The sequence below is a fragment of the Halorubrum sp. GN11_10-6_MGM genome, from assembly GCF_005435165.1.
Taxonomy (GTDB): domain Archaea; phylum Halobacteriota; class Halobacteria; order Halobacteriales; family Haloferacaceae; genus Halorubrum.
In genome coordinates, this window is the sequence record NZ_SGUC01000003.1 from 1 (window position 1) to 19,035 (window position 19,035).

General features: G+C 66.3%; 18 protein-coding genes and 1 pseudogene. 9 read left to right on the forward strand and 10 right to left on the reverse strand.

Translation table 11 applies throughout. The annotated features are described in order from the left end of the window. From EXE46_RS02215 to EXE46_RS02225, 3 genes and pseudogenes are all read right to left on the reverse strand, one after another. A pseudogene (locus EXE46_RS02215) lies at positions 1-438 on the reverse strand (ISH3 family transposase); the annotation flags it as partial. Positions 439-586: 148 nt separating this feature from the next. Beyond that, positions 587-1,408, reverse strand: coding sequence for an IS5 family transposase (locus EXE46_RS02220; RefSeq protein WP_137686869.1), 822 nt, complete (start codon positions 1,406-1,408; stop codon positions 587-589). A 424-nt stretch (positions 1,409-1,832) separates the two neighbouring features. Next, positions 1,833-2,288, reverse strand: coding sequence for a pyridoxamine 5'-phosphate oxidase family protein (locus EXE46_RS02225; RefSeq protein WP_137686870.1), 456 nt, complete (start codon positions 2,286-2,288; stop codon positions 1,833-1,835). A gap of 333 nt (positions 2,289-2,621) precedes the next feature. Between EXE46_RS02225 and EXE46_RS02230 the strand changes: the two genes are divergently transcribed. Next, complete coding sequence (locus tag EXE46_RS02230; protein WP_137686871.1) at positions 2,622-3,920, forward strand: RNA-guided endonuclease TnpB family protein; 1,299 nt, start codon at positions 2,622-2,624, stop codon at positions 3,918-3,920. A 31-nt stretch (positions 3,921-3,951) separates the two neighbouring features. Here EXE46_RS02230 and EXE46_RS16990 read toward each other — a convergent pair whose 3' ends face one another. Beyond that, entirely contained in the window at positions 3,952-4,089 is a 138-nt protein-coding gene (locus EXE46_RS16990) for a hypothetical protein (protein ID WP_199234095.1), read from the reverse strand. Positions 4,090-4,163: 74 nt separating this feature from the next. After that, positions 4,164-4,799 (reverse strand): helix-turn-helix domain-containing protein, encoded by a 636-nt coding sequence (locus tag EXE46_RS02235; protein ID WP_137686872.1) that lies wholly within the window; start codon positions 4,797-4,799, stop codon positions 4,164-4,166. 114 nt (positions 4,800-4,913) lie between these two features. Between EXE46_RS02235 and EXE46_RS02240 the strand changes: the two genes are divergently transcribed. Then, entirely contained in the window at positions 4,914-5,303 is a 390-nt protein-coding gene (locus EXE46_RS02240; RefSeq protein WP_137686873.1) for a helix-turn-helix domain-containing protein, read from the forward strand. 99 nt (positions 5,304-5,402) lie between these two features. Then, positions 5,403-7,088 carry a PAS domain-containing sensor histidine kinase gene (locus EXE46_RS02245; RefSeq protein WP_137686874.1) on the forward strand — a complete coding sequence of 562 codons (1,686 nt, stop codon included), beginning with the start codon at positions 5,403-5,405 and terminating at the stop codon, positions 7,086-7,088. A 69-nt stretch (positions 7,089-7,157) separates the two neighbouring features. Here EXE46_RS02245 and EXE46_RS16760 read toward each other — a convergent pair whose 3' ends face one another. Then, on the reverse strand, positions 7,158-7,301 hold the full coding sequence (locus EXE46_RS16760) for a hypothetical protein (RefSeq protein WP_158413921.1): 144 nt from the start codon (positions 7,299-7,301) through the stop codon (positions 7,158-7,160). A 38-nt stretch (positions 7,302-7,339) separates the two neighbouring features. On the opposite strand from EXE46_RS16760, the gene EXE46_RS02250 reads away from it, so the two are divergent. The 4 genes from EXE46_RS02250 (at position 7,340) to EXE46_RS02265 (ending at position 13,248) form a co-directional block, all read left to right on the forward strand. Continuing rightward, the gene (locus EXE46_RS02250) at positions 7,340-8,656 is read left to right on the forward strand and encodes an RNA-guided endonuclease TnpB family protein (RefSeq protein WP_137686875.1); all 1,317 of its coding nucleotides are present in this window, start codon (positions 7,340-7,342) and stop codon (positions 8,654-8,656) included. A gap of 141 nt (positions 8,657-8,797) precedes the next feature. Continuing rightward, on the forward strand, positions 8,798-11,032 hold the full coding sequence (locus EXE46_RS02255) for an acetate--CoA ligase family protein (protein ID WP_137686876.1): 2,235 nt from the start codon (positions 8,798-8,800) through the stop codon (positions 11,030-11,032). Beyond that, complete coding sequence (locus EXE46_RS02260) at positions 11,025-12,086, forward strand: phosphotransacetylase family protein (protein WP_137686877.1); 1,062 nt, start codon at positions 11,025-11,027, stop codon at positions 12,084-12,086. The genes EXE46_RS02255 and EXE46_RS02260 overlap by 8 nt, the downstream gene beginning before the upstream one ends. Positions 12,087-12,204: 118 nt before the next feature. Further along, entirely contained in the window at positions 12,205-13,248 is a 1,044-nt protein-coding gene (locus EXE46_RS02265) for a hypothetical protein (protein ID WP_137686878.1), read from the forward strand. A gap of 22 nt (positions 13,249-13,270) precedes the next feature. On the opposite strand, the gene EXE46_RS02270 is transcribed toward EXE46_RS02265, so the two are convergent. Together EXE46_RS02270 and EXE46_RS02275 are read right to left on the reverse strand one after the other, a co-directional pair. Further along, entirely contained in the window at positions 13,271-14,380 is a 1,110-nt protein-coding gene (locus tag EXE46_RS02270) for a DUF373 family protein (RefSeq protein ID WP_137686879.1), read from the reverse strand. Between the two features lie 83 nt (positions 14,381-14,463). Next, complete coding sequence (locus EXE46_RS02275; RefSeq protein ID WP_137686880.1) at positions 14,464-15,186, reverse strand: DUF6517 family protein; 723 nt, start codon at positions 15,184-15,186, stop codon at positions 14,464-14,466. Between the two features lie 167 nt (positions 15,187-15,353). On the opposite strand from EXE46_RS02275, the gene EXE46_RS02280 reads away from it, so the two are divergent. Continuing rightward, positions 15,354-16,352 carry a radical SAM protein gene (locus EXE46_RS02280; protein WP_137686881.1) on the forward strand — a complete coding sequence of 333 codons (999 nt, stop codon included), beginning with the start codon at positions 15,354-15,356 and terminating at the stop codon, positions 16,350-16,352. A 331-nt stretch (positions 16,353-16,683) separates the two neighbouring features. After that, positions 16,684-16,980, forward strand: a complete 297-nt coding sequence (locus EXE46_RS02285; protein WP_137686882.1) for a hypothetical protein — start codon at positions 16,684-16,686, stop codon at positions 16,978-16,980. Positions 16,981-17,362: 382 nt separating this feature from the next. Here EXE46_RS02285 and EXE46_RS02290 read toward each other — a convergent pair whose 3' ends face one another. Together EXE46_RS02290 and EXE46_RS02295 are read right to left on the reverse strand one after the other, a co-directional pair. Beyond that, positions 17,363-17,614 carry a preprotein translocase subunit TatA gene (locus tag EXE46_RS02290; RefSeq protein WP_137686883.1) on the reverse strand — a complete coding sequence of 84 codons (252 nt, stop codon included), beginning with the start codon at positions 17,612-17,614 and terminating at the stop codon, positions 17,363-17,365. A gap of 67 nt (positions 17,615-17,681) precedes the next feature. Continuing rightward, the gene (locus EXE46_RS02295) at positions 17,682-19,007 is read right to left on the reverse strand and encodes an Nre family DNA repair protein (protein WP_137686884.1); all 1,326 of its coding nucleotides are present in this window, start codon (positions 19,005-19,007) and stop codon (positions 17,682-17,684) included. Between the last annotated feature and the right edge of the window lie 28 nt (positions 19,008-19,035).

Consider the following 19,035-nt stretch of genomic DNA (forward strand, 5'->3'; position numbering starts at 1 on the left):
GTAGAGTGTAGCGTACGCGTGGAACGCGGTTGTTCCACGCTTTGCGACCGAGTGATAGAGGCCGTCTGTGTCGTCTTCGTCGCCGTAGTAGGGTCGCAGGTGGAAGTCTGCGCAGACTTCCACCTGCTCAGGGAGTAGTTCATCGAGATCCTTCCGCAAGAGCGTGTTAGCGACTCGTTCGAGCCGTTCCGGCTCGAACTTTGTCCGGAGATGGTAGAGGATCGTGTTGGCAGCGGGTGTGTTCTGGCTTGACGCGCAGAGCGTAGAGACAGAGGTCCCGTCGGCGCAAGCGCCGACGAGGACCTCATAGATGTCCTCAGAAGTGATTTCAGCGTTATTGGCTAAGGAGAGCGGAACTTCCTCGTCAAGGCGGTTGACGAGAAAGTTAAGAAGCTGGTCCTCGTGAATCACACCGTCTGCTTGCTTGGTTTTAGACACACCTTCAGCAAGCAGACGTTCTAACTAAGCGGCTTTGTGAAGTACTGATACTTCATTTTCGGCAGTTGAACTTATGATTTTTATGCTGTGGTCAGCGCTCTGTAATTCGCCTGTACTGAGCGATTCGTGAGTCACCTGTATAGACCGCTCAGAGCGACCGGTCGAGATTATGAACGAGACAGGCGATAGTGAGTTCACGAAACTGTTTCCACCAGCGTCGTGATCGGACGAACGCTCCGTACTTTCGCTTAAGCGTTGAGTTGACCGTCTCAGATTGACTCCGTTGGCCGTAGAGATCAGTGTCTAAGCGTGCGTTCCATGCCTTGTGGAGCGATGTGAACTCACGGTGCTTAATCAGTGGCCGAACCTCGTGTTGCCGGGCGAGCCGTCTGATTTTCTGATCGTCGTAGCCTTTGTCTCCGAGGAGAATATCGATACACTCGGGGTTGCGCTTGATCAACGACGGAGCGATCTGGCTATCGTGTTTTCGAGTCGTCGTCACGTGTAGATCGAGAATTGCGTTCACCTTCGCATCGACCAGCAACGTCACCTTGAGCTGCTGAATCGTGAGCTCAGCACGTTTCGTGTAGTGTTTCGAAGCGTGACTACGGTCGAACCCCGACGCATCAACACCAACAACTCCGCTTGTCGGAAGTAACGTCGCTGAGAGAGTCAAAATGATACGCCACACAGCCATATCAAGTCGGTTGAACGCCTTACACAGCGTTGAAGCAGTAGGAAGCTCGGTTAGCCCGAGAACACGACGGATGCGTGGCATCTCGATCAGTTCGTCAAGTAGGCCACGGTAGGTCGTGTTCTTCCGCACTTTGAGACAGAGCAGAACAACGTGCTGCGGGAGTGTATAGCGGTGTTTGGAGAACTTCGAGGAGTATCGAGAAACTGCTCGGCGGGCCAGATGGATCGCCTTCTCAATAAACCGGAGAATCTGCGACTTCGGGAGGGGCTTCATCTCGTCGAATTATACGGTGAACATGTAACTCTCTGAGGATTTCAACAGAGCCGGTCACGTGGTAAACTACAATATCCCAACTCGGCGGCTCAGTGCCGTGGGAATCTCGCGCTTCAGCGCGGGGAGGATGTCAAGACGGACGGCAAAATTGAGGCACACGGTCAACTGACCGAGGTATTGCTCGGAGAGATAATTACTTATGTTGGCGAATACTGTTACTGGTAGCCGTCGGAACCACACCGAACCATACGTTGGATTCGGATCCTGAGTTGGCATCAGTCCGGCCTCGGTGTGGCTACCGTCGGCTACGTTCTCTCAACCGATAGTCGAGGGATTGAAGAGTTTGACATCGACCCGCGACTTGAAGGAGGAGAAATCCCGAGCGTTGTGCGCGAAAAGACTGTGTGCTGAATTGTGGGGAGGCCTACTCGTCGTCGCGCTCGACGACGACCGTCCGCCCGGTCAGCGTCTCGGGCGCGAAGCGATAGAGTTCGATGTCGAGGTCCGGCTTGTCGTCGGCCCAGATCTCGAAGAGGGGGCGCTGCGCCTCGCCGTACTGCGCGATCGTCTCGGGGGTAAGCTCGTCGAGGGCGACCCGTTCGAGGGGACCGACGCCGACGACGCTCGCGTACTCGTCGCCGTCCTCCTCGTAGACGACGACGCGCGCCTCCGGCGACGACGCGAGGAACTCGCGCTTCTCGCTGTCGGGCGTCGACACCAGCCGGAGGTACAGCTCGCGGGCGTCGGCGTCGTACCCGTAGGAGATCGGGATCGCGTACGGCGCGTCGCCGCGCGCGAGCGAGAGCACGCCCGTCTCGTGGTCGGCCAGCAGCGCGTCCACCTCGGCCGGCGACATCTCGACCTCGCTGTTCGTCGGCATATCCCGAACTTCTTCGCACGAGGTGATAAAGGGAACGAGACGCCGTGGGGATCGTTACGTCGATAAGATCAGTTGACACACGGCGAGCGGAAGCTAATCCCTTCAGGGTGGGTCTGAACGACACCATTCCATCCTAAACCACGCGCTACGACTTGTCTGGATGTTCGACGTTGTTGAGTCCTGTGTTAACTAACTCAATGTATGCTTCGGTGAGAGTTCGGTCGGTTTCTTCTGCCCACTCCTTCACTTGTCCGTGGAGCGACCACGGAATATCCACGTTTGGACGCATTAGTGACAAGACTTTAGGACCACAAGACTATATTAGTTAATGTCGTGAGGCGAACCAACACCTTCGTGGTACGCCCGCTTTCCGACGACGACAAGCAGCTACTGCGGGACCTGTTGGACGCCTCTGCGAGCCTGTGGAACGAGTTGAACTATGATCGCCGCCAGCAGTTCTTCGACGGCGACAGCGTTTGGGACACCGCCGACTACCGGAAAAAGTACGTCGATGTGCTTGGTTCTGCCACCGCACAGCAGATAATTCGGAAGAACAAATCCGCGTGGCGGTCGTTCTTCGCCGCCCACGAAACGGGTGAGAACACCGCCCCACCAGGCTACTGGGGCAACGAGGACGATGGCAGAGAACTCCGCACGTACATCCGCAACGACCAGTATACGCTAGAAACTGGCAAGCGATCGCGAGTCGAGATACCGGTTGGCCACGAATTAAAAGACGAGTACGGGCTTGGGTATTACGACCGTCTGCGTCTCGAAGTGTGTGGCACTCTCAAATGGGACGGCGAACAGGGCCGCCTGGAGATACAGTACGACGAGACAGACGACACGTTCAGGGCCTTTCAGCCTGTCACTGTGCCTGATTCTCGGCAGGATTCACCACTGGCTTCGCACGAAGCCGCGCTGGACGTGGGCGCGAACAATCTCGTCGCCTGTACCACTACGACCGGCCAGCACTACCTCTATGAAGGCCGGGATCTGTTCGACCGCTTTCGTGAGACGACCGAGGAGATCGCCCGACTTCAGTCCAAACTCCGCGAAGGACGGTACAGCAGTCAGCGGATTCGGCGGCTGTATCGCACACGGACGCGACGGCGCGACCACGCACAGGACGCGCTGGTTCGGGACCTGATGGAACGGCTCTACCCCGACGGGGTCGCCACGGTGTACGTGGGGGATCTCACCGGGGTTCTCTCGACGCACTGGTGTGCGGAGGTGAATGCAAAGACCCACCAATTCTGGGCGTTCCGGGCGTTCATCGAGCGACTGTCGCACACCGCCGAAGAATACGGTATCACGGTCGAGGTGCGGTCAGAAGCCAACACAACCCGAACGTGTCCAGCGTGTGGCGAGCGAGACGAGACTGAGCGGGACGGCGACGTGTTCCGGTGTCCGTGTGGCTACGAAGGCCACGCGGACCTGTCCGCGTCTCGGACGTTCCTCGAACGACAGGCTGGCGAACCCGTTAGGTCGATGGCACGGCCCGTGCGCCTCACGTGGGACGACCACATCTGGTCGGAGCTACCACACTCTCCCGAGAGGGCAAATCCCAACGAGGAGCGCACAAACCGGAGTACCGGCGACGGGAAACTTGCCTCCGTGGGGACGGTATAGCCAACCGCCCTACCGGAGGAATCCCATGGCTTCAAACATGGGAGGATGTCACCGGCGCCCCGCAGACGACGCAGCCCGTCTCGAGCAGCGTCGCCCGCATCGCGTCGTCCACCTCGATCGAGCGCCGACACTCCGGGCAGACGAAGGTGTGGATGGATCGCCCCGTCATAGCTGTGGGTACGGTCCCCACGCTCATCAAACGGACCGCGGATTCTCGCGAGTTCGAAATGTGACGAACGATCCTCACTCAAGCAGCGACCCGAACAGCTTGCGCTGAGCGGCCGCGACGTGCTCCGTGAACGTCGACCGCCCGATGCCGAGCGACTCGGCGACCTCTCCGGCGTTGGCCCCTTTGGGGTGGTCGAAGTACCCCGCCTCGTAGGCGGCGGCGAGTACCTCGCGCTGGCGCTCGGTCAGTTCGCTCCGGTCGACGGTGACTAGGTCCGACTCCGTCGGCGTCGTCGACGACTGGAGCAGGCGTTTTACCTCCATCTCCGGACACGCGTCGCGGAACGCCTCCAACACCGACCGCAGCGTCGGCAGGTCGGTCGCGTGGAAGGTGACGCGCAGCCGCCCGTCGCGGATCGTCGCCTCCGAAACGGGCGTCTCGTGGCGGTCGAGGACGGCGAACGGCGAGTCCGGGTCGACGGCCGCCTCGAACCGGTACGCCGCCCGCCCGCCGTAGTCGAAGACGACCTCGACGTCGTCGGGGACCGAGAGGTCGGCGTCCGCGATGAACTCGACGACGACGCGCTCCCGGTCGTCCGCCGGCGTACAGCGCGCGAGCTCGGTGATCGCTGCCGCCCCGTCGACGACGCCGTCGAACGGCGACGGCGCCCCGGTCGGCAGCGAGACCTCCGCCCGGATTCCCGATCCCATCTCGTTCGTCCGTACCCGTCCCGGGCAAAAACGTTGGCGGGCGCGCGGCACGGTATAAAACTCCCCACATATGATGGGCAACCGTTCGGGGGCGTGGAGCCGGTACATACAGATATGAAACGCCCCCCGCGTACGACGGACGGCACGACGACGACGACCGAGGGAGACGCGGCGCTCGACGCGACGTTCGAGGCGCTCGCCGACGCCGACTGTCGCGAAATCCTCGCGGCCGCCGCGACGCCGAAGACGACGAGCGAGCTCGCCGAGGACTGCGACATCGCGCTCTCGACCGCCTACCGGAAGGTCGAGCTGCTGAGCGAGACGCCGCTGCTCGCCGAGGGGGTACGGTTCGACCCGGACGGCGACCACGCCGCCGAGTACGTCCGCGACGCCGCCGACGCCGCGATCGAACTCGGCGACGACGGCGTCTCGCTCACCGTCGACGGCGACGGCGCCGACCCGCTCGCGGCGGCGCTCGACGCCCCCGGCGTCTCGGCCGACTGACCCACCGACGCGCGCACACTCCGAGCTTCGCCGATAGTCGTTTTCGAAGCTGATAATCGAACGACTAGTCTTATACGCCCGTTCGCGGTGGTCCCTGATATGTCTCGCTCGCCGGAGCCAGAGACCCTCGTCGATCTCGCCCAAGACAAGATCGCGGTGATCGACGAGTCGGGGCGGTTCCGGTACCTCAACGCGGCCGCCCACCGTCTGCTCGGCTTCGATCCCGACGCGCTCGTCGGCACCGACGCGTTCGATCTGGTCCATCCCGACGACGTCGAGCGCGTTCGGTCCGCGTTCGACGCCCTCGTCGCCGACGGCACGCGACCGGACTCGCCGCTGGAGTACCGCTACGCGACCGCCGACGGCGACTGGGTCTGGTTTCGGACACACGTCTTCCCGCCCGCAGAGACCGGCCTCGACGGCTACGCGCTGAGTTCTCGCGACGTCACGCTCGAAGTCGAGTCTCGACGGCGCTTAGAGACTATCGCCTCGACCTCTCCGGACGTGCTGTGGATGTTCACCCCCGACTGGAGCGAACTGCTGTTCGTCAACGGGGCGGTTGAGTCCGTGTACGGGATCACGCCCGACGCGCTCGAACGCCGACCGCAGCGGTTCCTCGACGCGGTCCACCCCGACGACCGTCCGGCCGTCGAGCGCGCGATGGAACGGCTCTCAGCCGGCGAGTCGACGAATCTCGACTACCGGCTCGGACCCGACGACGGCCCGACGACGTGGGTCCGAGTGCCCGCCCGCCCCGTGCGGGAAGACGGCGAAATCGTCGCGCTCACCGGGTTCGCCCGTGACGTCACCGAAGAGTACCGCCGCGAGCGGCAGCTCACAGTGATGGACAACCTGCTTCGACACACGATCCGCAACGACATGAACATCGTCGACGGCACCGCGGAGCGGATCGCCGAGCGCGTCGAGGAAGCCGTCGATACGCCCGCGACGGAGGCCGACGCTCCCGACCTCGGCGGAGCCGGCATCGGTGTCGCGAACGCCGACTCCGCGGACGTCGACTCTGTGGACATCGACGTAGCGAAACTCGCGGACGACCTGATCGACCACGCCGAGACGGTCCGTCGGGTCGCCGACGACCTGTTGAGCACGGCGGAAAAGCAGCGCGGCGTGATCGACCTGCTCCGGGGGCACGAACCGCCACAGTCGCTTCGGGTCGCGCCGCTCGTCGAACGCGCGGTGGCGGACGCCGTCGGCGACGCGAGCGAGGCGCCCGCCGACGTCTCCGTCTCCTGTCCCGACGACGTGCGGGCGTTCACCCATCCCGAGCTCGACTACGCGATCGCCGAACTGGTCGAGAACGCGATCGAACACGCGGAGGGGGCGGCGACGATCGAGATCGAGGTCACCGCGTCCGCCGACCGCGTCGAGATCGCCGTCCGAGACGACGCGCCGCCGATACCGGCGGGCGAGCGCGAGCCTATCGCCGACCGGTGGGAGATGGACGACCTCCGACACACCGGCGGGATGGGGCTGTGGCTCGTCTACTGGATCGCCGATCGGTCTGGGGGCGATCTGGCGTTCGACGCCGGCGCCGACGGCAACGAGGTGACGATCAGCGTCCCCGACGCCGACTGCGACCGCGGCTTCACGCCGGCGGAGCGAGCCGCTCCGACGGTCTCCGACGACCGACCGACGGTCGCCGGCTCCGAGGCGGTCTCGGAGTCCGACGCCGATGGGGAGGCCGCCGCTGCCTCCGCCCCGGACGGCGGGGTGGAGGAAATAGACGCGTCTCCCGGGCCGTCGCCGGGATCGACTGACTCGTGACGCGTAGCGAGCGGAAGCCCACCTCTTCAGGATGGGTAAAAGCGACAACACGGCTCGCCAATCCCGGCACTACGACTCGTCTGGATGTTCAACCACCCCCAATCCCTCTTCGATGATCTCCCGATAGGCTTCCCCAAGGCCTAGGTCCTGCTGTTCTGCGTAGTCTTTCACGCGCCCGTTCAATGTGTGCGAAATGTCGATGTTCGGTCGCATCGGTAGTGTCCAAAAGACATTTAGACGTAAAACTACAAATGTTTGTTGTCGTGAAGCGAACCAACACGTTCGCGGTCAGACCGCTTACCGATGCCGACGAGCGACTGCTCCGCGAACTGTTGGACGCCTCCGCCAGTCTCTGGAACGAACTCACCTACGAGCGTCGCCAGCAGTTCTTCGACGGCGAGTCTGTGTGGGACACTGCGGACTACCGGAAACAGTACATCGGCGTTCTCGGCTCTGCCACCGCTCAACAGATCATCCGCAAAAGCAACTCTGCGTGGAAGTCCTTCTTCGCACTCCGCAAAGACGGCGAAGAATCATCACCGCCTAGCTACTGGGGGAACGAAGAAGGCGGACGTGAACTCCGGACGTTCGTTCGAAACGACCAATATACACTGGAAGTTGGTGAACGGAGTCGAGTCGAAATCCCGGTCGGACAAGACCTCAAAAGAAAGTACGACCTCGGTTACCACGAACGTCTCCGACTTGAAGTCGCTGGCGACCCCAAATGGGACGGAAAACAAGGTCGGTTAGAGATCCAGTACGACGACGTGAGTGACACGTTCAGGGCCTTTCAGCCTGTCACTGTGCCCGATTTTCGACAGGACTCACCACTAGCCTCCCACAAGGCTGCTCTGGACGTGGGCGCGAATAACCTCATCGCCTGTACCACGACGACCAGCCAGCAGTACCTCTACGAAGGGCGTGAGCTGTTTACCGACTTTCGTGAGACGACCGAAGAAATCGCTCGTCTTCAGTCCGAACTCCGCGAGGGCCGGCACAGCAGCCAGCGGATTCGTCGCCTCTATCGCAAGCGGACACGACGGCGCGACCACGCACAGAACACGCTCGCCCGCGACTTGATGGAACGACTGTATGTCGAGGGTGTTGCCACAGTATACGTGGGCGACCTCAGCGACGTGCTCTCGACGCACTGGTCGCCGGAGGTCAACGAGAAGACGCATCAGTTCTGGGCGTTCCGGTCGTTCATCAACCGTCTGGCGACGACAGCCGAAGAGTACGGCATTTCGGTAGAAGTTCGGTCGGAAGCGTTTACGACGGCAACATGTATTGAGTGCGGTGAGCGATTCGAGACGGAACGGCGTGGCGACATGTTCCGGTGTTCCTGCGGACACGAGGGTCACGCAGATCTCGACGCCTCGCGGACGTTCCTCGAACAAGAGACTGGCACTACATTCGAAACGGGGTCGATGGCACGACCCGTGCGCCTCAAGTGGGACGACCACCGTTGGTCGGAGCTATCACACTCTCCCGAGAGGGCCGGTCCCAACGAGGAGCGTACAAACCAGAGTACCGGCGACGGGAAACTTGCCTCTGCGGGAACGGTATAGCCAACATCCCCCACCAGAGGAATCCCATCCCTGAAGGGGTGGGAGGATGTCAACGAAACCCGATCGATCGTTCACCGTTAGATTCGATTTCGAAGAACCTCCCACCGATCTTAAGCCGACGCTTCGCGTACCCCCGCGTTGATGGGTACGCTCAACGAGCTGTTCGACCCGGACCGGGTCGCCGTCGTCGGTGCGACCGCCCGCGAGGGTGCCGTCGGCCGCGCCGTCACGTCGAATCTCCTCGACGACTTCGACGGCGACACGGTCCCCGTCAACCCGAACTACGACGAGGTACTCGGTATCCCGTGCGTCGACGACGTCGCCGACGCGGACGCGGACGTCGCCGTCGTCGTCGTCCCGCCCTCGATCGTGTTGGACGCTATCGAGGCGTGCGGCGAGGCGGGGGTCCGCAACGTGGTCGTGATCACTGCCGGGTTCGGCGAGACGGGGGAGGACGGAGCGGCGAGGGAGCGTCGCCTCGCGGAGCTAGCCGACGAGTACGATCTCAACCTCGTCGGCCCCAACAGCTTAGGGATCATGTCGACGCCCTCGGGGATGAACGCGACGTTCGGCCCCGAGAACGCGCTCCCCGGTGGGCTCTCCTTCATGAGCCAGTCCGGGGCGTTCGTCACCGCGGTCCTCGACTGGGCCAACGACAACGGGATCGGCTTCAAGGACGTCGTCTCGCTCGGCAACAAGGCCGTCTTAGACGAGACGGACTTCGTCGACCACTGGGGGTCGGACGAGGAGACGGACGTGATAATCGGCTACCTCGAAGGGATCGAGGACGGCCGCGAGTTCATCGAGACCGCCCGCGAGACGACGGAAGACACCCCTATCGTCGCGGTGAAGTCCGGACGGACGAGCGCCGGCGCACAGGCGGCCTCCTCGCACACCGGCACGCTCGCCGGCTCCGATAAGGCGTACGAGGCCGGCCTCGATCAGGCGGGGGTCATCCGCGCGGAGTCGGTCGACGAGCTGTTCGACGCCGCGGGCATCCTCGGGAGCCAGCCCCTGCCCGACACCGACAACGTCGCCATCGTCACCAACGCCGGCGGCCCGGGCGTGATGGCGACCGACGCGGTCGGCGACGCCGACCTCGACATGGCGTCGTTCACGAGCGGGACGAGCGACCGGCTCGCCGCGTCGATGCCCGACGAGGCGAACATCCACAACCCGGTCGACGTGATCGGCGACGCCGACGTGGAGCGGTTCCGCGAGGCGTTGGAGATCACCGTCGAAGACGACAACGTCGGCGCCGCCCTCGTGCTGGCCGCGCCGACCGCGACGATCGACTTCGGCGACCTCGCGGACGCGATCGAGGCGGTCAGCGAGGAGATGGACGCGCCCGTCGCCGCCTGTCTGATGGGCGGCGACCGCACCCGCGAGCCGAAACAGCAGCTCCAGGCGCGGGGAATCCCCTGTTACTTCGACCCGGCCCGCGCGATCGACAGCCTCGCGACGCTCGCGCGCTACCGCGACATCAGGGACCGGGAGTACGCCGACCCGATGTCGTTCGACGTCGATCGCGAGCGCGCCGCCGAGATCCTCGCCACGGTGCGCGACCGCGACGACAACCGGCTCGGCGTCGAGGCGATGGAGCTGCTCGACGCGTACGGTATCCCCACGCCGGATGGCGAGATCGTCGACTCCCCCGAGCGCGCCCGCGAGGTCGCCGAGGGCGTCGACGGCGACGTGGTGATGAAGATCGTCTCGCCGGACATCCTCCACAAGTCCGACATCGGCGGCGTCGCGGTCGGCGTCGCGGACGACGACGTGGCCGACACCTACGAGGACCTGATCACCCGCGCGCGCAACTACCAGCCGGACGCGACCGTCCTCGGCGTTCAGGTTCAGGAGATGGTCGACTTAGACGACGGCGTCGAGACGATCGTCGGGATGAACCGCGACCCGCAGTTCGGCCCGCTGCTGATGTTCGGGCTGGGGGGGATCTTCGTGGAAGTGATGGAGGACACCACCTTCCGCGTCGCGCCCGTCTCGGAGCCCGAAGCGCGGGAGATGACCGAGGAGATCCAGTCGGCGCCCCTGCTCCGGGGCGCCCGCGGCCGCGACCCGGTCGACGTCGACGCCGTGATCGAGACGATCGGCCGGCTCTCGCAGCTGGTCACCGACTTCCCGGCGATCTTGGAACTCGACATTAACCCCCTCGTCGCACTGCCCGACGACGACGGCGGCACGAACGCCGCCGCCGTCGACGTGAGACTCACCGTCGATCCGGAAGCGCTCGCCGCGCCGGACACCGACGCGGAGGCCCCTGATTCGGCCGAATCTGTCGCGGAGACCCCTGATTTGGCCGAAGCCGACCCGGAGACCGACTCGACGCCGCTCGACGCGGAGGAACCCACCAATGACTGACACACCCACCACACTCGTCACCGCGACCGGAGACAGCGCCGGAAAGACAGCGATCACCGTCGCCTTAGCGCGGCTCGCCGCCGAGCGCGACCGCAGCGTCGGCTACATGAAGCCGAAGGGCACTCGGCTCCAGTCGAACGTCGGGAAGACGCTCGATCAGGACCCCATGCTCGCCCGCGAGGTCCTCGGCATCGACGCCGAGATGCACCAGATGGAGCCCGTCGTCTACTCGCCGACGTTCGTCGAGGGGGCGGTCCGCGGCACCGAGGACCCCGAGGCGCTGCGCGACCGAATCCGCGAGGAGTACGAGGCGCTCGCGGCCGACCGCGACCGGATGTTCGTTGAGGGCGGCGGCACGTGGACCACCGGCGGCGTCGTCGACCTCACCGACGTCGACGTGGCCGAGCTGCTCGACGCCCGGGTCGTCCTCGTCGCCGAGTACGGCTCGCCGAACGACCTCGACGAGGTGTTGGCGGCCGCCGACGCGTTCGGCGACCGCCTCGCCGGCGTCGTCTTCAACAAGGTGTCCGACGACGCCTTCGAGTCGCTCGACCAGGACGGAATTCCGTTCCTCGAATCGCGAGGGATCACCGTCTTCGGCGCGATCCCCCACGAGAAGGAGCTGGCCGGCGTCACGGTCGGCGAGCTCGCCGACGAGCTCGGCGCCGAGCTGCTCACCGACGCGCCGACCGACGCGTTCGTCGAGCGCTTCCTCGTCGGCGCGATGGGCGGCGACGAGGCGCTGCGCTACTTCCGTCGCGCGCGCGACGCCGCCGTCATCACCGGCGGCGACCGCGCGGACGTCCAGACCGCCGCGCTCGACGCCTCCGGCGTGGCCTGTCTCGTCCTCACCGGCGGCCACCGTCCCTCGGGCGCGGTGTTGGGCAAGGCCGCGGACGCCGGCAAGCCCGTCCTCGCCGTGAACACCGACACGGTCACCGCCATCGACCGCGCCGAGGAGGTCGTCCGCGGCGGCCGCACGCGAGACGTCCGGACCGTCGACCGGATGGCGGAGCTGCTCGGCGACAACGTCGACGTCGACGCGCTCGTCTGAGTCGGGCGGCGGTTCCGCTGTCCCGCGCCCGGTCGCCGTCCGGTTCGCGGTCCGACTCACCCCCGCGATCCGTGACCGTCTGACGTACTGTTTTTACGGTGGACATCATACCCCACCCATGACCAGTCTCTCGGAGGCGTACGGTGGACGGGGGCGCTCCGGGGTCGACCCGCGTCGGCTGTACCTCGGTGTGGGATCGTTCGCCGCGGGGGCGCTGCTCCTCGTCGCGGGCATCCTCGCGGCGGCAGAGGTTGCGGTGCCGGCGGGGTACAGCTCCGGCGCAGCCCGAGAACTCGGCGGAACCCTCGGCGGAATCGGCGTCCCGCTCGTGTTGCTCGGCGTGATGGCCGTCCTCCCCGCCGACCGCAACACGTACGCCGCGGCGATCGTCGGCGCGGTCGTCATGTGCCTCGGCGTGGCGTTTTTCACGTACGCGTACCCCGAGCGGTGGGTCGGCGGGCCGCGGCCCGACCTCCCGAACCTCACCCTCCACACCGCGGGCATCTACTTCCTCGGTGCCGCGACGACGCTGTGGAGCGTGTTCGTCGGCGTCGCCAACCTCAAGATCCGAAACGACCCCGGCGGCACCGTCTCGATGGAGGTGACCCACAAGGGGGAGACGAAGGTCGTCGAGGTCCCCCGCGACCAGCTGAGCGGTCCCGGCGGTATCGGCCTCCTCGGCGGGACCCCCGACGGAGAGGTCGAGACGCAGACCAACCGCCCCGGCGCCGACGGCTCCGCGGCGCGAAGCGGCTCGTCTGCGTCGGGAGACCGGGGCGGTGGGTCGTCGGGGGCCGAGGCGTCCGGCCCCGCGGACCTCCAGTCGAACGGCGCGGGGCAGTCGGGCACGGGGCAGTCGGGTGCGGGCGACCGCTCAGTCCCCGGAACGCCCGGCGTGAGCGACGGCGGCAGCGCCGAGAGCGACATCACCTCGCCGCTCGACGACGCGGGGCCGGACGAGGGTCCGGCGTCCCCGTCGACCCCGGAGTCCGCTCCCTCGCCCGGCTCCGCCGCCGCGCGCGACGGCCCCGGAGACACCTACTGCGGCAACTGCGCGAAGTTCGACTACGTCCGGACGGACGACGGAATGCGCCCCTACTGCGCCCACTACGACGAGCTGATGGACGACATGGAGGCGTGCGACTCCTGGACGCCGCGGTAGGCGGTCGGTTTCTCTCGCCCTCTCACACCGGCTCCGCCGACGGAAGCTGCGACTCGGCGACCGCGAACGCGAGCGTGCTCAACACGCCGATGAGCGTCCCTGCCGCGAGTGCCATCGCCAGCTCCGAGAGCCCGAGCGCCGTCACCCCGGGAGCGTCCGGGAGGAAGAAGCCGGAGACCGCGAACAGCACGACGGCGATGGAGACCACGTAGAAGGGGGCGTTGAGGTAGCGCCACCGGAACCGACCGGCGAGGTACTCGTCGGTTATCTGCCCGAGACTGGAGGTGACGCCCGCGACGCCGAGCCACTGGACGAACCCGTGGACGAACGCGGCGAGCGCGGTGCCGGCGGCGAGCGGACTCCCCTGTGCGCTCCGGACGACGTCGACGGTGTCGACGCCCTGAACGCCGCCCACCACGACCAAGGCGAGCGCGACGACGTAGGTGACGAGCGTCACGCGGCCGGTGTAGAGGACGTTGCGAACGGTCTCGGCGGTCCCGTCGACGGTGTCTTCCAGTCCCAGCCCGCGGAACAGCGAGTAGAGCCCGACGACGCCCGAGAGGATACCCAACACGGCCGCGCCCGCGACGTCGAAGAGGTTCGCGACGACGACGAGGGGATAGATCAACAGGAGGACGCCGAGCGGGATGAGGATCGTGCCGCGGGTCTCCGGGTCGGCGAGGACCTGCTTGATGGTGTAGTAGAGCGACTCGAGGTCCTGTGCCTGCCGGACGACGACGCGCCGCATCCCGTCGATCGGCATCCGCGACCGGATCACGGGGAGGACGGACTCGTCTTGGGCGCCGTCGGTGATCACGACGGCAGACACCTCCTCGCCCGTCGACAGCTCGGCGAGCACGCGGTCGACCTCCTGACCGACCGCGCGGTTCGCCTTCACGTCGGCGCCGTCGACGCCGGTGACGGCCGCGACCTCGACCTCCTCGCCGCCGGCGGCCAGCTCGTCGTGGACGTTGACGCCCTGAAAGAGGACGTTGACGTCGGAGTCCTCGGGGTCGGCGGTCGCGAGCGCGACCGCGGCCTCGGTGACGTCGTCGGCGCCGATGACGGGGGTGGGGATCCCCGTCTTGCGGCCGAGGTCGTCGTCGAGGTCGACACAGAGGACGAGCAGCATCGTTCGAGGCTACGCGAGGGGGCGGCATATGTTTTCGGCTCGGGTCACGCTCCGCGAACCCGGCGACTGCGCGGCCACGCCCGTCAGTTCTCCCCGTCCGGCTCGTGTTCGATCCCGTTCATCATCAGTCGGACGTTCTCCCCGTCGCTGAACGCGACCGGGTACGCCGCCAGCGGGAGGACGAAGTCGTCCTCGACGCCGACCGGCTCGCCGATGTGAAGCTCCAGCTCGGTGGTCACGCCCGTTCCCTCGATCTCCGCGTCGGCCGTGTACACGACGACCGCGGCGTCGGAGCCGAGGACGCTCGTCGAGTACTCCGAGCCGCGTTCGAGGTCTCCGACGCCCTCGAAGCGGCTCAGGATAAGCTCGGCGCGCTCGCGGGTGCTGAAATCGTCGATCGGGTTGAGCGCCTCCCCGAGAACCTCGATCTGCGGGGTGGTCACCGCGGCGAAGACGGCGGCTTGGTAGCGCTCTCCGAACAGCTCGACGGCCTTGTCGTACTCGGCGACGGTGTTCGTCACCTGGACTTCTTGGGTCTGTCCGGCGGCCTCGACCTCCCGAGAGATCGTCTCCTCGCTCACGTCGTTGAGCTCGTACCCGGTCTCGGAGAGGGTCGCGTCGGCCACCGTCGCGCTCCCGGCCGTGAACTCCGCGGGTTCGTCGCCGGTGACGACGTCGAGCGCGGTACACCCGGCGAGGCTCGCGAGGCCGACCGCGCCGCCGACCGCGAGCGCCCCGCGACGGGTGATGGCGTCGCTCGCGTCGCTGTTCTCGGCGTCGTCCTCGGCGGTCGGGTCTCGGTTCATGGCCGTCAATGACGACGGCCGGGGTACATACTTTGTGTTCGAGCCGGTCGCTCCCGCCCGTCCCGATCCCCGGCTCCCCCTCGGCCGAACGAGGGCCGTGCCAACCGCTCTCGCCCGACTCCGCGCTTCGCACGCTTTTTCACCTCGCGGCCGGTAGAGGGGTGTAGATGATCTCCAAGGGCTGCGAACAGTGCGCCAAGGGCGGGAAGATGGTGCTTTTCGTCTACGGCTACTGCGACCAGCGGGACTGCTTCTACTGCCCCCTCGGAGAGAACCGGAAGAACGTCACCGACGTGTACGCCAACGAGCGGAAAGTCGAGTCCGACGAGGACGTGATTCAGGAGGCCAAGCGCATGAGCGCGCTCGGCACCTCGATCACCGGCGGCGAACCGCAGGAGGCGATGGCGAAGACGACTCGGTACCTCGAACTGCTGAAAGACGAGTTCGGCGAGGACCACCACACCCACCTCTACACCGGGATCACGGGCGGCCGCGAGAACATGCGCCGCCTCTCGGAGGCGGGGCTCGACGAGATCCGCTTCCACCCGCCCGTAGAGCTGTGGGGCGACATGCACGGCACCGAGTGGGAAGAGATTCTGTACATCGCCCGCGAGGAGGGGCTCACGCCGGCCTTCGAGATCCCCGGCATCCGCGCGGAGCCGGAGTTCCTGGAGTTCTTAGACGAGGGCGCGGCCGAGTTCTGTAACATCAACGAGTTCGAGATGTCCGACGGGAACTACCGTCGGATGCAAGAGGAGGGGTTCGAGCTTCAGGAGGGCCACATGTCCGCCGTCGAGGGGTCGAAAGACGACGCCATCCTCGAAGAGATGGCGGGCCACGAGAAGGTGTACTTCTGTACGTCCGTGTTCAAAGACGCCGCCCAACACCGGAACCGCCTGAAGCGGATGGCGAAGAACATCCGCCGGGAGTTCGACGAGGTGACCGACGACGGAACCTTAGTCTACGGGAAGGCGTTCGCCGACCCCGAGCGCTTCGAGGCGCTCGGCGTTCCCGAGGAGTTCTACACGGTCAAGTCGGACCACGTCGAGGTCGCGTGGTGGCTCCTCGAAGAGATGGTCGAGGACGGCGACCTAGCGGAGGGCGAGATCGTCGAGCAGTACCCCACCGTCGACGGCACCGTCGTCGAGCGCACGCCGGTGGCCTGAGTCGGTCGCGTTCGGTTCGCTTAGCCGTCCGCTCGCTTATCGTTTGAATCGCTAGCTCCGGCGACAGCACGCGCGAGGGAGTCGGCGGGAGCGGAACTCTCGCTTGAAACCGGACTCGTCGGACGAGTCCGGGGCGGTGCGGGGCGTGATTCGGCGGTGTTCGCGTCGCTTTACGAGTAATAAGTGAACACGACACCGCACGGCCGAACGACTGGTGTTCGGAGCCTTCGCCGCCGATCTGCCGTTCTCGCGGGGTGCCGCGGGTCTCCCGTTTAAATGCGTTGTGTTATCTACTCACACACTTATGCCCGATCAGTGCGTACACGGACCTATGGCCTCCGAAGAACCCGTATTCGCCGACGTGAGCATCGGACAGGCGGTGTACAACGAGGACGGGGAGCGGCTCGGGTCGATCCGGGGGGTCGACGACGACGGTTTCTACGTCGCGTCGCCGTCCGGCACGGACACGCTGACGCTCACCGACGCCCGCGACGTGTTCGGCACCGCCTACGTGATGTGGCGCTGCTGGGAGTGTGGCGAGATGGGCGAGATCGGCGACCAACTCCCCGCGAACTGCCCGAACTGCGACGCGCCCCGCGAGGACCTGTACTACTGGGCCGAGGACTGAGCCGGCCACGCTGAACCCCGCGTCCGGATTTTTCACGTGTAACTACGAGCGCCTGCTGAGGTCGGTGTGGCGGACGTTTCTCTCGCCTCAGCCGCTCGGCCGTACGACGCAGTAGCCGATTATAACTCGCGGACCGACGCCAACACCGCTTCGCGACAGCGTGGCGCGACGCGCCACGGGCAACCGGCAGCTTTGCCGCCGGTGACTCCCCCTTCGAGTCCCGCCTCGCACAGCAACCGCAGCCTCGCGCCTCCCCAGCCTCGTCGCTGGCGGCGCCAGCCGCCAGCGACTCCCTCGCGCGTGCTGCTCGGCCGCAGGGCGGCCTCGCAGGCACGCGCCGACCGTTAGCGACCTACACCGCTAGCGACCTACCGCTAGCGACCTACGAGCGGTCGTCGCCCTCGGGCTCGTCCGGGTCGCCGTCCACCTGTTCGCGGAGCCGCTCGACCTCCGCCTCCAGTTCGGCGATTCGGTCGGCCTCCGCATCCTCGTCGTCGGACCGCAGTGCGAGGAACAGCACCCCACCACCGAGGAGGACGAGCGGCACGCCGAAGAGGAGGACGGCGATAATCAGGAGGATCAGCAGTTCGGGACCGCCGGGAACGCCGCCGAACGCGGGGAGGGTCGGGACCATGCGCCCTCCACTCGTCGGCGCGACTAAAGCGGATCGGCGGAGGGGGGTCGTCCGCGTCCTCGCCGGCTCACCCGGCGTCGACGAAGTCTCCGAGGTTCGACTGAAGGCCGGCCGCCAGCGTCGACTTTCGGCGGAGGCGCCCGAGCGAGACGGGGAGGCGGTCGGCGACGCCGCGCACCGCCTCGCCGAACGTCTCCGCGGTGCCGCGCTCGCCCGCGAACGCGTTCCGGACCGCCTCGCGAACCTGCCAGACGCCCACCGGCCCCCAGTAGTCGTCGGAGACGTGGCGTAAGACGAGCGCCTTCGCCTGTCGCCCGCGGTCGTCGAGGTGTTCCAAGACGCCGAGTCGGGCCGCGTAGTAGGCGCCCGCTGTCTCCTCGACGTAGCCGGTCCGCCCCTCGCGCCCCTCGCTCGCGGCCGCGAGGTACACTCCCGCCTCGGGGTCGGGGTTCCATATCGACCCGGGCGATTTCATCTCGACGAGCTCGTACTCCCACCGGCCCGGCACGAGGACCACCCAGAAGGCGTTGCCGAGGTACTCGTTGCGGTGGACCTCGATCCGGTCGACCGTCGGATTGTCGCGGATCGAGCCGCGGAGGTACTGCCCGACCGTGTCGTCGACGGCGGTGATCGACCAGCGCGTGGGGACGAGCCGCCGGTTCTCGCCGCGCCCGAGCGCGCCCGCCGAGAGGATCGTGTTGATATCGTACACGTCGAACCCGCGGCGGTAGAGGTACGTCATCGCTCCCTCGGCGCGCCAGTCGTCGTCTTCGAGCGTCTTCTTCACCGGGCGCGGGACGTGCGGGTTCTCCCCGAGGTCCGCGGAGCGGGCCGCCGCGCGCGGGCCGGTCGGCGTCTTGATGTCCTCCGTCCCGACCTCGAAGTCGAGGTCCGGCCGGCCGTCCAGCCCGATCTCCACGTCGACCGGGCGGTCCGCGATGGCGACCTCGCGCTGGACGCCGAGCCACCCGTCCCACGCGTCGTGGACGCTCCCCGCGGGTCCGCCGCCCCCGACGGCGCTTGCCCCGCCGGTGGCGCCCGCGTCCGCGACGTCGACGCCGCGCGTGGAGTTGAGCAGGCTCGTCCGGCGGTCGAACACGTCGGAAATGGAGACGCCCTCGTCGTACCACGCCGCGGAGGTCTCGAACGCCGCCGCGCGCTCCTCGCGGCCGACCGGCGAGAGCAGTCCCGTCGAGACGTTCGGGTAGTCCGCGCGACCGACGAAGATCGAGGGCGAGACGCTGCCGACGACGGCGTCGTCGGAGACGTGCTCGTCGAAGCGCCGTTCGAAGGAGTCGAGGTGGTCCAGGATGCCGTAATCCTTCTCCGCGGCGAGGCGCCGCCGCTCGGCGCGCTCGTTCGCCTCGAACTCGATGAACTCGTCGAGCCGCATTCTGATCGACGTTGGCGGCGCACCGGTT